Source organism: Acidovorax sp. LjRoot66 (genome assembly GCF_964253305.1).
Classification (GTDB): Bacteria; Pseudomonadota; Gammaproteobacteria; order Burkholderiales; family Burkholderiaceae_C; genus Acidovorax.
On sequence record NZ_CAXUQU020000001.1, the window covers coordinates 5846600 to 5860676 of the forward strand.

General features: G+C 67.4%; 12 protein-coding genes. 11 read left to right on the forward strand and 1 reads right to left on the reverse strand.

Annotated features, from left to right (window positions below):
• The first annotated feature begins 8 nt into the window (after window positions 1–8).
• The 3 genes from ACSQ3Y_RS27355 (at window position 9) to ACSQ3Y_RS27365 (ending at window position 3800) form a co-directional block, all read left to right on the forward strand.
• Window positions 9–1190 (forward strand): acyl-CoA dehydrogenase family protein, encoded by a 1182-nt coding sequence (locus ACSQ3Y_RS27355; protein WP_057201977.1) that lies wholly within the window; start codon window positions 9–11, stop codon window positions 1188–1190.
• A 12-nt stretch (window positions 1191–1202) separates the two neighbouring features.
• Window positions 1203–2318 (forward strand): acyl-CoA dehydrogenase family protein, encoded by a 1116-nt coding sequence (locus ACSQ3Y_RS27360; RefSeq protein ID WP_436179468.1) that lies wholly within the window; start codon window positions 1203–1205, stop codon window positions 2316–2318.
• 96 nt (window positions 2319–2414) lie between these two features.
• The gene (locus ACSQ3Y_RS27365; protein ID WP_436180182.1) at window positions 2415–3800 is read left to right on the forward strand and encodes an alpha/beta fold hydrolase; all 1386 of its coding nucleotides are present in this window, start codon (window positions 2415–2417) and stop codon (window positions 3798–3800) included.
• 154 nt (window positions 3801–3954) lie between these two features.
• Here ACSQ3Y_RS27365 and ACSQ3Y_RS27370 read toward each other — a convergent pair whose 3' ends face one another.
• Window positions 3955–4512, reverse strand: a complete 558-nt coding sequence (locus tag ACSQ3Y_RS27370; RefSeq protein ID WP_057201975.1) for an HNH endonuclease — start codon at window positions 4510–4512, stop codon at window positions 3955–3957.
• A gap of 169 nt (window positions 4513–4681) precedes the next feature.
• Between ACSQ3Y_RS27370 and ACSQ3Y_RS27375 the strand changes: the two genes are divergently transcribed.
• The 8 genes from ACSQ3Y_RS27375 to ACSQ3Y_RS27410 all read left to right on the forward strand — a co-directional run bounded on the left by ACSQ3Y_RS27375 (window position 4682) and on the right by ACSQ3Y_RS27410 (window position 14067).
• Window positions 4682–5734 carry a bifunctional riboflavin kinase/FAD synthetase gene (locus ACSQ3Y_RS27375; RefSeq protein ID WP_436179469.1) on the forward strand — a complete coding sequence of 351 codons (1053 nt, stop codon included), beginning with the start codon at window positions 4682–4684 and terminating at the stop codon, window positions 5732–5734.
• Window positions 5735–5844: 110 nt separating this feature from the next.
• A complete protein-coding gene (ileS, locus tag ACSQ3Y_RS27380; protein ID WP_436179470.1) occupies window positions 5845–8697 on the forward strand; it encodes an isoleucine--tRNA ligase in 2853 nt (950 codons plus the stop codon).
• On the forward strand, window positions 8697–9206 hold the full coding sequence (lspA, locus tag ACSQ3Y_RS27385; RefSeq protein ID WP_436179471.1) for a signal peptidase II: 510 nt from the start codon (window positions 8697–8699) through the stop codon (window positions 9204–9206). Before ileS ends, lspA begins: the two co-directional genes overlap by 1 nt.
• Before the next feature lie 118 nt (window positions 9207–9324).
• Window positions 9325–10317: a LacI family DNA-binding transcriptional regulator gene (locus ACSQ3Y_RS27390; protein WP_436179472.1), complete on the forward strand. Its 993-nt coding sequence runs from the start codon at window positions 9325–9327 to the stop codon at window positions 10315–10317.
• 47 nt (window positions 10318–10364) lie between these two features.
• Window positions 10365–11381: an ABC transporter substrate-binding protein gene (locus tag ACSQ3Y_RS27395; RefSeq protein WP_436179473.1), complete on the forward strand. Its 1017-nt coding sequence runs from the start codon at window positions 10365–10367 to the stop codon at window positions 11379–11381.
• A 5-nt stretch (window positions 11382–11386) separates the two neighbouring features.
• Window positions 11387–12202 carry an ABC transporter permease gene (locus ACSQ3Y_RS27400; RefSeq protein WP_436179474.1) on the forward strand — a complete coding sequence of 272 codons (816 nt, stop codon included), beginning with the start codon at window positions 11387–11389 and terminating at the stop codon, window positions 12200–12202.
• A gap of 10 nt (window positions 12203–12212) precedes the next feature.
• Complete coding sequence (locus ACSQ3Y_RS27405) at window positions 12213–13010, forward strand: ABC transporter permease (protein ID WP_436179475.1); 798 nt, start codon at window positions 12213–12215, stop codon at window positions 13008–13010.
• Window positions 13000–14067: an ABC transporter ATP-binding protein gene (locus ACSQ3Y_RS27410; RefSeq protein ID WP_436179476.1), complete on the forward strand. Its 1068-nt coding sequence runs from the start codon at window positions 13000–13002 to the stop codon at window positions 14065–14067. Before ACSQ3Y_RS27405 ends, ACSQ3Y_RS27410 begins: the two co-directional genes overlap by 11 nt.
• Window positions 14068–14077 lie beyond the last annotated feature (10 nt).

The following is a 14077-nucleotide window of genomic DNA, read 5'->3' on the forward strand; positions in this document are numbered from 1 at the left end:
CAAGCCGCATGGATCTCGCATTCACCCCCGAAGAACAGGCCTTCCGCGACGAAGTTCGCGCATGGGTCCACAGCAATCTGCCGCCCGCCATTTCCCACAAGGTGCACAACGCCTTGCGCCTGACCCGTGACGACCTGCAGGGCTGGGCCAAGATACTGGGCAAGAAGGGCTGGCTCGGCTTTGGCTGGCCCAAGGAGTTCGGCGGCCCCGGCTGGACCGCCGTGCAAAAGCACCTTTTCGAAGAAGAGTGCGCCCTCGCCGGCGCTCCGCGCATCATCCCCTTCGGCCCCGTGATGGTGGCCCCGGTGATCATGGCCTTCGGCAATGCCGAGCAGCAAAAGCGCTTTCTGCCCGGCATCGCCAGCGGCGAAGTCTGGTGGAGCCAGGGCTACAGCGAACCGGGCTCGGGCTCGGACCTGGCCTCGGTCAAGACCCGCGCCGAGCGCGTGGGCGACAAGTACATCGTCAACGGGCAGAAGACCTGGACCACGCTGGGCCAGTACGGCGACTGGATGTTCAACCTGGTGCGCACCAGCACCGAGGGCAAGCCGCAGACCGGCATCTCCTTCCTGCTCTTGGACATGAAGTCGCCCGGCGTCACCGTGCGCCCGATCAAGCTGCTCGACGGCGAGTGCGAGGTCAACGAGGTGTTCTTCGACAACGTCGAAGTGCCGGCCGAGAACCTGATCGGCGAAGAGAACAAGGGCTGGACCTACGCCAAGCACCTCTTGAGCCACGAGCGCACCAACATCGCCGACGTGAACCGCAGCAAGCGCGAGTTGGAGCGCTTGAAGCGCATCGCCAAGGCCGAAGGCCTGTGGGACGACGCGCGCTTTCGCGACCAGGTCGCCCTGCTGGAAGTGGACATCGTGGCCCTGGAAATGCTGGTACTGCGCGTGCTTTCAGCCGAGAAGTCGGGCAAGAACTCGCTCGATATCGCCGGCCTGCTCAAGATCCGCGGCAGCGAGATCCAGCAGCGCTACGCCGAGCTGATGATGCTGGCCGCCGGCCCCTTCGCCCTGCCCTTCATCGAAGAGGCCATGGAAGCCGGCTGGCAAGGCGACTTTCCCGGCGGCGAGGTGGCCAATGCGCCCCTGGCATCGACCTACTTCAACCTGCGCAAGACCACCATCTACGGCGGCTCGAACGAAGTGCAGCGCAACATCGTGGCGCAGACAGTTCTGGGCTAAGGAGACAAAAACATGGATTTCGATTTCTCTGACGACCAGGAACAGCTGCGCGACGCCGTGCGCAAGTGGGTGGACAAGGGCTACACCTTCGAGCGCCGCCGCGCGGCGGTCGAGGCCGGCGGTTTCTCGCGCGACGCCTGGACCGAACTGGCCGAGCTGGGCCTGACGGCGCTGACCGTGCCTGAGGACAACGGCGGCCTGGGCCAGAGCGCCATCGACGCGATGGTGGTGGCCGAGGAGCTGGGGCGCGGCATGGTGCTCGAGCCCCTCGCCCAGGCCTTCATCGCCAGTGCCGTGCTCTCGCAGTACGGCTCTGCCGAGGTGCAGGGTGCCTGGCTGCCCCGCGTTGCCAGCGGCGAAGCCCTGGTGGTGCTGGCCCAGCAGGAGCGCAAGGCGCGCTACCGCCTGGATGTGTGCGATGCAAAGGCCACGGCAGCGGGCAGCGGCCACAGCGTGACCGGCACCAAGAGCATCGTCGCCACGGGCGACCAGGCCGATGCCTTCCTCGTGCCCGCCCAGCTGGACGGAAAGATCGCGCTGTTCCTGGTGGAGCGCTCTGCCAGCGGCGTGGTCACGAAGGGCTATGTGACGCAGGACGGCAGCCGCGCCGCCGAAGTGCAACTGGCCAACGCCCCCGCCACCCTGGTGACCACCGACGGCCTGGCCGCGCTGGAACTGGCCGTGGACACCGGCATTGCCGCCACCTGCGCCGAAGCAGTGGGCGTGATGGACAAGACCGTGGCCGCCACGGTGGAGTACATGAACCAGCGCAAGCAGTTCGGCGTGCTGATCTCGAGCTTCCAGGCCCTGCGCCACCGAGTGGCCGACATGAAGATGCAGCTCGAACTGGCCCGCTCGATGAGCTACTACGCCAGCCTCAAGCTGGGCGCGCCTGCTGCCGAGCGCCGCGCCGCCATGGCGCGCGCCAAGGTGCAACTGGGCCAGTCCATGCGCTTCGTGGGCCAGCAGTCGGTACAGCTGCACGGCGGTATCGGCGTGACCGACGAGTACATCGGCAGCCACTACTTCAAGAAGCTCACGCAACTTGAAATGACCTTTGGCGACACGCTGCACCACCTCGGTGAAGTGTCGGCCCGCATGCAGGACACGGCCGGCGTGTTTGCCTGAGAACCACTGACGCAAGGGCGTAACACCCATCGATCATGCTCGTGGATTTGACCGATCCACGGGCATTTTTTATTTCCTGAGAAGAACACCATGATGATGATTCCCCTGCAACGCCGGTTCGCACTGATCGCCGCAGCCACTGCCGTGATGGCCCTCGCCGGCTGCGCCACGCAAGGCCCTTCACAGCAGGCGTTGCCCCCCATCGTCTTCGTGCACGGCAATGGCGACACGGCTGCGCTGTGGCAGACCACGGCCTGGCGATTCGAGTCCAACGGCTGGCCGCGCGAGCGCCTGCACGCCATCGACGTGCCCTACCCGATCAACCGTGACGACGACACCAAGGCCCAGCCCGGACGCACCTCGGCGGCCGAGCACATGGCCTACCTCAAGGCCGAAGTGGACAAGGTGCTCAAGGCCACGGGCGCGCGCAAGGTCGTGCTCATGGGCAACTCGCGCGGCGGCAATGCCATCCGCAACTACATCCAGAACGGCGGCGGCGAGCAGACCGTGAGCCACGCCATCCTGGGCGGCACGCCCAACCACGGGGTGTGGGCGATTCCCGGCTTTCGCGAAGGCAGCGAGTTCGCCGGCACCGGCCCCTTCCTCAAAGGCCTGAATGCACCCAAGAACGCCGCAGGCGACGAAGTCACCGGCCCCGTGCAGTGGATGACCGTGCGCTCGGACAGCAACGACAAGTTCGCCCAACCCGACGGCCTGTGGATCGGCCAGAAGGGAACGGCCACCAACGTCACCGCGGCAGGCCCCGAACTCAAGGGCGCGACCAATGTGGTGATCCCGCGCATCGACCACCGAGAGACCTCGTTCTCACCCGCCGCCTTTGCGGCGGCCTACCAGTTCATCACCGGCAAGGCCCCTGCGGCCACCGCCATCGCCAGCGAAGCGCGCGTGGCGATCTCGGGCAAGGTCACCGGCCTGGGCGTGGACCCGCTGGACGCCAAGACCGGCAATTTCAGCAACAACCTGCCCCTGCCCGGTGCGCAGCTGGAGGTGTATGCCACCGACCCGGCCACGGGTGCCCGCACCGGCAACGCCCTGTTGCGCACCACCGTGGCGGCCGACGGCCAGTGGGGCCCGCTGGTCGTACCCACCGGCTCCCCGCTGGAATTCGCCATCGCCGCGCACGGCTACGCCACCACCCACATCTACCGCAGCGGCTTCCCGCGCAGCAGCACCATCGTGCACCTGCGCGCCGAACGCATCGCCGACGCCGATAAGGCGGCCGCCACCGTGGTCACCATGACCCGCCCCCGCGGCTACCTGGACCCGGCACGCGACCAGATGCTGTTCGACGGCGTGCCCCCCGTGGGCGTGCCGGCAGGCGCCGGCGCCGCATCGGCCAAGATCAAGCCCGAAGGCTCTGCACAACGCAGCGTGGCAGCGCAGTTCAACGGCGAACGGGTGGTGGGGCAGACATGGCCCGCAGCCAGCGGGCACCTGGTGTTTCTGGAACTGACGTATTGATGAGCAGACGCTGCGCGGTACCCGAATTCCGTGCAGCACATCCCCAAGAGTGGTCAAGACGGCCCCTATGGCTAGGCGTTATGTCGCAGACAGTACGCTAGTACGGCAAGACGGAACAACGACGCCAGAAGGGCCGTATTGGCCGCTCCGCCCGCTAGGCAAGAAGACGCGAAGATTTGGGGACGTGGGCCATCAGGAATTCCATTTGATCGGCCAGGATGCGTCGGTTGCGCAGGATGAAGTCTTCCCACAGGCTGGGCACATAGGGCGCGTAAAGCAGCGGCATGTGCGCCTGCTCCGGTGTGCGCGGCCCCTTCCTGTGGTTGCAGGGCCGGCAGGCCGTCACCACATTCATCCAGTGGTCCTGCCCGTTGCGGGCAAAGGGCACGATGTGCTCGCGCGTGAGGTTGTCTTCGTGGAAGTGCCCGCCGCAGTAGGCGCACACGTTGCGGTCGCGAACGAAGAGCTTGCTGTTGGTCAGGCCCGGCTTGAGATCGAAGGGGTTGATGCTGGGCACACCCTTGGTACCGATGATGCTGTTGATGGCAATCACCGATTGTTCGCCCGTGACGGCGTTGTAGCCACCCCGAAAGCGCGCGATGTGGCCGCCGGACTCCCAGCGCACCTCCCCCGCGGCGTAGTGGATGACCGCCTGCTCCAGCGATATCCACGACTGGGGCAGCCCCTGGGCTGACAGCTTCAAGACCTTCAAAACACGCCTCCTGGAACAAGAATGAACACAAGGAATCGGAACGCGGATGTCTCGCGGACCCCACTGCGCTGTGAAGTCCGTAGTACACAATATACTCTGTTTTCATGACAGATTGGCGTCTGGTGCTTTACCCATCGGCCCACGCTGCTATCAAAAAGATAACAAAGCAATGAAGATCTTCCGCGGATTCCACCACCCCGGCATTGCCCGTGCCTGCGCGCTGACCATTGGCAACTTCGACGGCGTGCACCGGGGCCACCAGGCCATGCTGGCCCTGCTCAACAGCGAGGCCGCCCACCGCGGGGTGGAGAGCTGCGTGCTGACCTTCGAGCCCCACCCGCGCGATTACTTCGCCGGGACCCTGCACAAGCCGGAGCTGGCGCCCGCACGCATCGGCACGCTGCGCGACAAGCTCACCGAGCTGGCGCGCTGTGGCGTGCAGCAGACGGTGGTACTGCCCTTCGATGCACGGCTGGCGGCCCAGTCGCCCCAGGCCTTCATCGACGAGGTGCTGCTCCAGGGCCTGGGTGCGCGCTACGTGCTGGTGGGCGACGATTTCCGCTTCGGCTCCCAGCGCGCGGGCGACTACGCGCTTCTCGATGCCACGGGCCAGGCCCGGGGCTTCGACGTGGCGCGCATGAACAGCTACGAGGTGCACGGGCTGCGCGTGTCGAGCTCGGCCGTGCGCCAGGCGCTGGGCAAGGGAGACATGGAGGCCGCCGCCCGCCTGCTGGGCCGGCCCTACACGATATCGGGCCACGTGGTGCATGGGCGCAAGCTCGGGCGCGAGCTGGGGGCCACGGCCGAAGGGGTTGGGGATGGCTTTCGCACGCTGAACCTGCGCTTTGCCCACTGGAAACCCGCTGCCAGCGGCATCTTTGCCGTGTTGGTGCATGGCCTGGGCGAGTTCCCATTGCAAGGCGTGGCCAACCTGGGCGTGCGCCCTTCGCTGGACCCCGATGACGTGAACGGCGGACGCGTGCTGCTGGAGACGCATTGCCTGCAATGGCCCGCCGATCTGGGGGCCGAAGGGGCGTACGGTAAAATCGTACGGGTGGAACTGCTGCACAAACTGCACGACGAGCTCAAATACGACGGTCTGGATGCCCTGACGACGGGCATTGCCAAGGACTGTGCGGACGCGCGCGCCTATTTCGCGTCGGCCCACGCACCCACCAACCACACCGAGACCCGGCGCCAGACCACGCGCGACCGAATTTGAGGGGGCTGCCTGCGCAGCGCCTGCCCCGCAGGCCCGACACCTCTCCACGCCTCCTCTTTTCCCGCTTTGCTCCGGGCCTGCCCCGGATTGCCCCGTTTTAAGGCTCCCCCATGTCCGACAACGCCAGTACCACCGAATCCACCGCCCCGGATTACCGCAGCACCCTGAACCTGCCCGACACCCCCTTTCCCATGCGCGGCGACCTGCCCAAGCGCGAGCCGGGCTGGGTCAAGGAGTGGGAGGACAAGGGCCTGTACAAGCGCCTGCGCGACGCACGCTGCGGCGCGCCCAAGTTCATCCTGCACGATGGCCCGCCCTATGCCAACGGCCAGATCCACATGGGCCACGCGGTCAACAAGATCTTGAAGGACATGATCACCAAGGCGCGCCAGCTCGAAGGCTTCGACGCGCTGTACGTGCCCGGCTGGGACTGCCATGGCCTGCCGATCGAGAACGCCATCGAGAAGAAGCACGGCCGCAACCTGAGCCGCGACGACATGCAGGCCAAGAGCCGCGCCTTTGCCACCGAGCAGATCGCGCAGCAGATGGGCGACTTCCAGCGCCTGGGTGTACTCGGCGAATGGGACAACCCCTACAAGACCATGAACTTCGCCAACGAGGCGGGAGAGATCCGGGCCTTCAAGCGCGTGATGGAGCGCGGCTTCGTCTACCGCGGCCTCAAGCCCGTGTACTGGTGCTTCGACTGCGGCAGCTCGCTGGCCGAGTTCGAGATCGAATACGCCGACAAGAAGAGCACCACGCTGGACGTGGCCTTCAAGGCACACGAGCCCGCGAAGCTGGCCGCCGCCTTCGGCCTGCCGGCGCTGGCCAAGGACGCCTTCGTGGTGATCTGGACCACCACCGCCTGGACCATCCCCGCCAACCAGGCGCTGAACCTGAACCCCGCGCTGACCTATGCGCTGGTGGACACCGAGCGCGGCCTGCTGGTGCTGGCAGAGTCGCTGGTGGAGGACTGCATGGTGCGCTACGGCCTGACCGGCCAGGTGCTGGCCACGGCCCTGGGCGAAAAGCTCGGCGGCCTGGAGTTCGAGCACCCGCTGTATGACGTGGATGCCGGCTACCGCCGCCTGTCGCCTGTGTACCTGGCCGACTACGCCACGGCCGATGACGGCACCGGTATCGTGCACTCCTCGCCCGCCTACGGGCTGGAGGATTTCAACTCCTGCGTGTCCCACGGCCTGGCGCTCGACGACATCCTGAACCCCGTGCAAGGCAACGGCACCTACGCGCCAGACTTCCCGCTGTTCGGCGGCCAGCACATCTGGAAGGCCGTGCCGGTCGTCATCGAGGCGCTGCGCGGTGCCGGCCGCCTGATGGCCACCAAGGAGATCACGCACAGCTACCCGCACTGCTGGCGCCACAAGACGCCGGTGATCTACCGCGCCGCAGCCCAATGGTTCATCCGCATGGACGAAGGCGAAGGCGTGTTCACCAAGGACAAGGCCGAGAAGACCCTGCGCCAGACGGCACTGGATGCCATCGAGCACACGAGCTTCTACCCCGAGAACGGCAAGACCCGCCTGCACGACATGATCGCCGGACGGCCCGACTGGTGCATCTCGCGCCAGCGCAGCTGGGGCGTGCCCATCCCGTTCTTCCTGCACAAGGATTCGGGCGAGCTGCATCCGCGCACCATGGAAATCATGGACCAGGCGGCCGACATCGTCGAGAAGGGCGGCATCGAAGCCTGGAGCCGTGTGACGCCCGAAGAGATCCTGGGCGCCGAGGACGCGGCCTGCTACACCAAGAGCACCGACATCCTGGAGGTGTGGTTCGACTCGGGCTCGACCTTCTTCCACGTGCTGCGCGGCACGCACCCCGGCGTGCACCATGACACCGGCCCCGAGGCCGACCTGTACCTGGAAGGCCATGACCAGCACCGCGGCTGGTTCCACAGCTCGCTGCTGCTGGCCAGCGCGCTCGAAGGCCGCGCGCCCTACCGCGGCCTGCTGACCCACGGCTTCACCGTGGACAGCCAGGGCCGCAAGATGAGCAAGTCGCTGGGCAACGGCATCGATCCGCAGGAGATCAACAAAAAGCTGGGCGCCGAGATCATCCGCCTGTGGGTGGCCGCCAGCGACTACTCGGGCGACATCGCGGGCGACGAGAAGATCCTGGCGCGCGTGGTCGACGCCTACCGCCGCATCCGCAACACGCTGCGCTTCCTCTTGGCCAACGTGAGCGATTTCGACCCCGCCACCGACACCGTGCCGTTCGACCAGATGCTGGAGATCGACCGCTACGCCCTGACGCGCGCGGCCGAGTTCCAGGCCACCGTGCTCGCGCACTACAAGGTCTACGAGTTCCACCCCGTCGTGGCCAAGCTGCAGCTGTACTGTTCGGAAGACCTGGGCGGCTTCTACCTCGACGTGCTCAAGGACCGCCTGTACACCACGGCGCCCAAGAGCCTGGCGCGCCGCAGTGCGCAGACCGCGCTGTACCAGATCACGCACGCCATGCTGCGCTGGATGGCACCGTTCCTGTCGTTCACGGCCGAAGAGGCATGGAAGGTGTTCGGCAAGTCCGACTCCATTTTCGTGGAAACCTACGGCTCCATCGCCGGTGGCGACGAAGGCCTCTTGGCCAAGTGGGCGCGCCTGCGCGAGATCCGCGATGCGGTGAACAAGCAGATCGAGGTGCTGCGCGCCGACGGCCAGGTGGGCTCGTCGCTGCAGGCCAGCGTGGTGCTCACGGCAGCCCCCGAGGACCATGCCCTGCTCGCCAGCCTGGGCGATGACCTCAAGTTCGTGTTCATCACCTCGGCCATCGAGCTGGTGGCGGGCGATGCCCTGCAGATCAGCGTCAAGCCCAGCGCCGACGCCAAGTGCGACCGCTGCTGGCACTACCGCGCCGACGTGGGCCAGGATGCCGCCCACCCGACGATCTGCAGCCGCTGCACGAGCAACCTGTACGGCGCCGGCGAGAGCCGGGTGCACGCGTGATGTCGGGCAGCACAACGGCGCCCGCCGGATCTGCCTTGGGCAAAATGTGGCCGTGGCTGGCCTGGGCGACGGTGATCTTCATCGCCGACCAGGTCACCAAGATGCTGATTCTGGATGCCTACCGGCTGGGGGATGCGACCCCCATCACCAGCTTCTTCAACATCGTGCGCGCGCACAACACCGGCGCGGCCTTCTCGTTCCTGGCAGACGCGGGCGGCTGGCAGCGCTGGGCGTTCACCGGCATCGGTGTGGCGGCCACGGTGTTCATCGTCTGGCAGCTGCGCGCGCACCCCGGACAGAAGCTGTTCTGCTTTGCACTGTCCAGCATTCTGGGCGGCGCGGTGGGCAACGTGGTGGACCGGCTGATGCACGGCTACGTGGTCGACTTCCTGGACTTTTACGCACGCGGCTACCATTTCCCGGCCTTCAACCTGGCCGATTCGGCCATCACCGTGGGTGCGGTCTGCCTGGTGCTGGACGAGTTGCTGCGGATGAAGAAGTCGAAGTAAACCTCTCGCGACTTCATTTCTGAACGGCCCCATCGAGGGCCGTTTTTCATGGGCCTTGGTCACAAGGGCGTCACACGGCTTCGCTCCAATGTAAACGTTTACATTGCAACGAGGTTCCATGAGCATCCAGGACGTGGCCCGCCAGGCGGGCGTGTCGGTCGCCACCGTGTCGCGGGTCTTCAACCTGCCGGACAAGGTGACGCCGGCCACGCGCGGGCATGTGCAGCAGGTCGCCCAGGCCTTGGGCTACCTGCCCAACGCCAGCGCGCGCACCTTGCGCACCCAGCGCAGCCGCGTCATCGGCGTGGTGCTGCCCACCCTGCTCAACCCGGTGTTTGCCGAATGCCTGCAGGGCCTCGCCCAGGCGGCCGTCTCGGCCGGCTACGCCATCCTGCCGTTTGCCACCGACTACCAGATCGCCCAGGAAGACCGTGCCGTGCACTTGCTCTTGGCCGGCAACGTGGACGGCATGGTCCTCGTGGTCTCCAACCCCGCCACTTCGAGCGCGCTGCAGCGCCTGGCCGAAGCCGGGCTGCCCTACGTGCTGGCCTATAACCGGCACCCGGACCATCCCTGCGTCTCTGTGGATGGCGAGCAGGCCGTGGCCGAACTGGTGGCCCATCTGGTCTCGCTCGGGCACCGGCGCATCACCATGGTCAGCGGCCAGCTCGCCGCATCGGACCGGGCGCAGCAGCGCAGCCGGGGCTTTCACAGCGGCATGGCCGCCGCCGGCCTGCCCGAGGGGCCGGTGCTCGAAGTGCCCTTTGTCGAGACCGCCGTGCAGGACGTCACGGCCCTGCTGCAGGCGCCGGGCCGCCCCACGGCCCTGGTGTGCTCCAACGACCTGCTGGCCATCCGCAGCATCCGCGCTGCCCACCTGGCCGGGCTGGCCGTGCCGCGCGACCTGAGCGTGGCGGGCTTCGACGGCATCGCCCTGGGCGAAGACCTCACGCCCATGCTGAGCACCGTCGCCCAGCCCAACGCCGACATCGGCCGCTGCAGCGTGCAGCTGCTGGTGCAGGCCATGGCCAGCGGCACGCCGCTGGCACCGGACGCCGGGCTCACGCTGGCCCACCACTTTCGCACCGGCGAATCCTGCGCGCACGCCTGACCCCTTTCACCCACGTTTCCCGCCACCTCTGATCACAGGAGTTCTCGATGACATTCCCGCTCACCCCCTTCATGCGCGCCGCGGCGCTCGCCCTCGGCCTGGCGGCCAGCGGCGCGGCCATGGCGCAAACGGCCATCTGCTACAACTGCCCGCCCGAATGGGCCGACTGGGGCAGCCAGATCAAGGCCATCAAGGCCAAGACCGGCATCACCGTGCCGCCGGACAACAAGAACTCCGGCCAGTCGCTGGCGCAGATGACGGCCGAGAAGGCCAGCCCCGTGGCCGACGTGACCTACCTGGGCGTGACCTTCGCGATCCAGGCGCAAAAGGATGGCCTGGTCACCACCTACCAGCCGCCCGCAGCGTGGAAGGAAATTCCCGATGGCCTCAAGGACCCGGCCGGCCACTGGTTCACCATCCACTCGGGCACGCTCGGTTTCATGGTCAACGTGGATGCACTCAAGGGCAAGCCCGTGCCGCAGTCGTGGGCCGACCTGCTCAAACCCGACTACAAGGGCCTCATCGGCTACCTGGACCCGGCCTCGGCCTTCGTGGGCTACGTGGGTGCGGTAGCAGCCAACCAGGCGCGCGGCGGCACGCTGGAGAATTTCGGCCCCGGCATCGACTACTTCAAGGCGCTGCAGAAGAACGAGCCCATCGTGCCCAAGCAGACCTCGTATGCGCGCGTGCTCTCGGGTGAAATCGCGATCCTGCTGGACTACGACTTCAACGCCTACCGCGCCAAGTACAAGGACCAGGCCAACGTGCAGTTCGTGATCCCTGCCGAAGGAACCTTGGTCGTGCCCTACGTGATGAGCCTGGTGGCCGGCGCGCCCCACGCCGCCGAAGGCAAGAAGGTGCTGGACTTCGTGCTCTCCGACGAAGGCCAGGCGCTGTGGGGGAATGCCTACCTGCGCCCGGTGCGCGCCAGCGCCATGCCCAAGGAGGTGCAGGCGCGCTTCCTGCCCGCTAGCGAATACGCACGCGCCAAGACGGTGGACTATGGCCGCATGGCCGCAGTGCAGAAGGCGTTCTCGGACCGCTACCTCGCAGAAGTGAAGTGATCCTGATGCGCCACGGCTTCGCTCCCTCGCGCACGCTGCTGCTTGCCTGCGCCGCGCCGGCCGTGGCCTTCTTCGCGGCCTTCTGGCTGCTGCCCGTGGCCCTGCTGCTGGCGCTGCCGGCAGGCAAGGGCTGGGCCAGCTATTTCGCGGTGCTGACCAATGCCCGCTACCTGCAGAGCCTGCTGCAGACCCTGGGCCTGTCGCTTGCCGTGACGCTGGCCACGCTGGTGCTGGGCGCCCTGGTGGGCATCACGCTGGCGCGCCAGCGCTTTCGCGGGCGGCAGCTGCTGCTGTCGCTGCTCACACTGCCACTGTCCTTCCCCGGGGTCATCGTGGGCTTCTTCATGATCCTGCTGGGCGGACGCCAGGGGCTGGTGGCCGACATCTCGGACCACCTGGGCATGGGCCGCACCACCTTCGCCTACGGGCTCACGGGCCTGTTCCTGGCTTACCTGTATTTCTCGCTGCCGCGTGCGATTGCCACCTATACCGCAGCGGCGGGCGCCATGGACGCAGCGCTGGAAGAGGCCGCGCGGTCGCTGGGTGCCTCGCGCTGGCGTGTGGCGCGCGACGTGTGGCTGCCCGAACTGGCCGCCACCACGCTGGCCTGCGGCGCCGTCGTCTTCGCCACCGCCATGGGCGCCTTCGGCACGGCCTTCACGCTGGCCAGCAAGTTCGAGGTGCTGCCCATCACCATCTACAACGAGTTCACCAACTACGCCAACTTCGCGCTGGCGGCCAGCCTGTCGATCACGCTGGGGCTGATCACCTGGCTGGTGCTCTGGGCCGCCCGCCGTGCGTCCGGCACCCCGGGCTTCTGAAGCATCGACCATGAGAAACGCACGACAAGCCCCCTGGTCCCTGGTGGCGCTCACAGCGCTGGTGGCCCTGTTCATGCTGGCGCCCATCGCCCTGTCGGTCATGGCCGGGCTGGTGAACAACTACAGCGCGGGCCTGAAAAGCGGTCTCACGCTTCGTTGGCTCTCCGAGGTGTGGGAGAACTATGGCGGCACCGTCGGTGCATCATTGCTGCTGGCGCTGCTGTGCGTGCTGGGCAACCTGCTCATCGGTGTGCCCTGCGCCTATGCGCTGGCGCGCAGCCGCTCGCGCTGGGCGCGGCTGTTCGAGGAACTGCTGACCCTGCCCGTAGCCGTGCCCGGGCTGGCCAGCGCGCTGGCACTGATACTGGCCTACGGCACGCTCTCGGGCTTTCGCCAGAGCTTCGCCTTCATCCTGGTCGGGCACATGGTGTTCACGCTGCCCTTCATGGTGCGTACCGTGGGCTCGGCCTTCCAGAAGGACGAACTGCGCTCGCTCGAAGAGGCCGCGCGCTCGCTGGGAGCCAGCTTCGCGCAGCGCTTCCTCGGTGTGCTGGTGCCCGCCGTGCTGCCGGCCATCGTGGCGGGCAGCCTGATGGTGTTCACGCTCTCGGTGGGCGAGTTCAACCTGACCTGGATGCTGCACACCCCGCTCACGCGCACCTTGCCCGTGGGCCTGGCCGACAGCTATGCCTCCATGCGCATCGAGATCGGCTCGGCCTACACCCTGGTCTTCCTGATCGTCATCCTGCCCGTGCTGTGGGGCCTGCAGGCCGTCGGCACCTTCATCGAGAAACACCATGGAACTTGAACGCACGCGCGTGGACGTGGTCCAGTGCGCGAAAACCTATGCCGACGGCACGCGCGGCCTGCAGCCCACCGACCTCACGGTGGAGCCCGGCGAGGTGCTGGCGCTGCTGGGCCCTTCGGGCTGCGGCAAGACCACGCTGCTGCGCCTGATCGCGGGACTGGAGTCGCCCGACGCGGGCAGCCGCATCGCCTTTGGCGGCACGGACGTGACGCAGCTGCCCATCGAGCGGCGCGGCATCGGCATGGTGTTCCAGCACTACGCCCTGTTCCCGCAGATGACGGTGGCTGCCAACATCGGCTACGGCCTGCGCATCCGCAGCACCGATGCGGCCGAAGAGCGCCGCGTGGTGGGCGAACTGGTGGACCTGGTGCGCCTGAATGGGCTGGAGAACAAGCGCCCCGCCGAGCTTTCGGGCGGCCAGCGCCAGCGCGTGGCCCTGGCACGCGCCGTGGCCGTGCGCCCGCGCGTGTTGCTGCTGGACGAACCGCTGACCGCACTGGACGCCAAGCTCAAGGAGTCGCTGCGCGACGAGCTGGCCGAGCTGCTGCGCCGCCTGCACATCACGGCCATCCACGTCACGCACGACCAGCAGGAGGCCCTGGTCATTGCCGACCGCCTGGCGGTGATGCAGGCCGGCCGCATCGTGCAGGTGGGCGACGGCGAAACGCTGTACCGTACGCCGGCCCACCCCTTCGTGGCCGCCTTCCTGGGCCGCGTGAACCGGCTGCAACGCGACGAGGCGGCCCGCCAGCGCCAGGTGCTGCCCCTGGGCGGGATCGAGCTGCCCTGCCCCGCGGCCTGCGCCGCCGACACGGTGCTGCTGGTGCGGCCCGAGGACATCGAAGTCCAGTTGGACCACCCAGGAGACGAAGCTTGGGGCCGCGCCGAGGTCACGCGCCGCAGCTTCCTGGGCGAGCGCGTACAGCTCACCCTGGCGCTGAACGGCCAGCCCCCGATGCAGGCCGAGGTGCCCCGGGACCACCCGGCCCGCCAGGGCCAACAGGTGGCCATCCGCATCCGCCCCGAGCACCTTATGCCCAGCCACGGGGCTTCCTGACCCCTGCCAC

Coding starts and splice junctions, on each gene's coding strand:
- ileS (WP_436179470.1), top strand. CDS start 5,845: ATGTCCGACAACGCCAGTACCACCGAATCCACCGCCCCGGATTACCGC.
- ACSQ3Y_RS27375 (WP_436179469.1), top strand. CDS start 4,682: ATGAAGATCTTCCGCGGATTCCACCACCCCGGCATTGCCCGTGCCTGC.
- lspA (WP_436179471.1), top strand. CDS start 8,697: ATGTCGGGCAGCACAACGGCGCCCGCCGGATCTGCCTTGGGCAAAATG.
- ACSQ3Y_RS27355 (WP_057201977.1), top strand. CDS start 9: ATGGATCTCGCATTCACCCCCGAAGAACAGGCCTTCCGCGACGAAGTT.
- ACSQ3Y_RS27390 (WP_436179472.1), top strand. CDS start 9,325: ATGAGCATCCAGGACGTGGCCCGCCAGGCGGGCGTGTCGGTCGCCACC.
- ACSQ3Y_RS27360 (WP_436179468.1), top strand. CDS start 1,203: ATGGATTTCGATTTCTCTGACGACCAGGAACAGCTGCGCGACGCCGTG.
- ACSQ3Y_RS27395 (WP_436179473.1), top strand. CDS start 10,365: ATGACATTCCCGCTCACCCCCTTCATGCGCGCCGCGGCGCTCGCCCTC.
- ACSQ3Y_RS27410 (WP_436179476.1), top strand. CDS start 13,000: ATGGAACTTGAACGCACGCGCGTGGACGTGGTCCAGTGCGCGAAAACC.
- ACSQ3Y_RS27405 (WP_436179475.1), top strand. CDS start 12,213: ATGAGAAACGCACGACAAGCCCCCTGGTCCCTGGTGGCGCTCACAGCG.
- ACSQ3Y_RS27400 (WP_436179474.1), top strand. CDS start 11,387: ATGCGCCACGGCTTCGCTCCCTCGCGCACGCTGCTGCTTGCCTGCGCC.
- ACSQ3Y_RS27365 (WP_436180182.1), top strand. CDS start 2,415: ATGATTCCCCTGCAACGCCGGTTCGCACTGATCGCCGCAGCCACTGCC.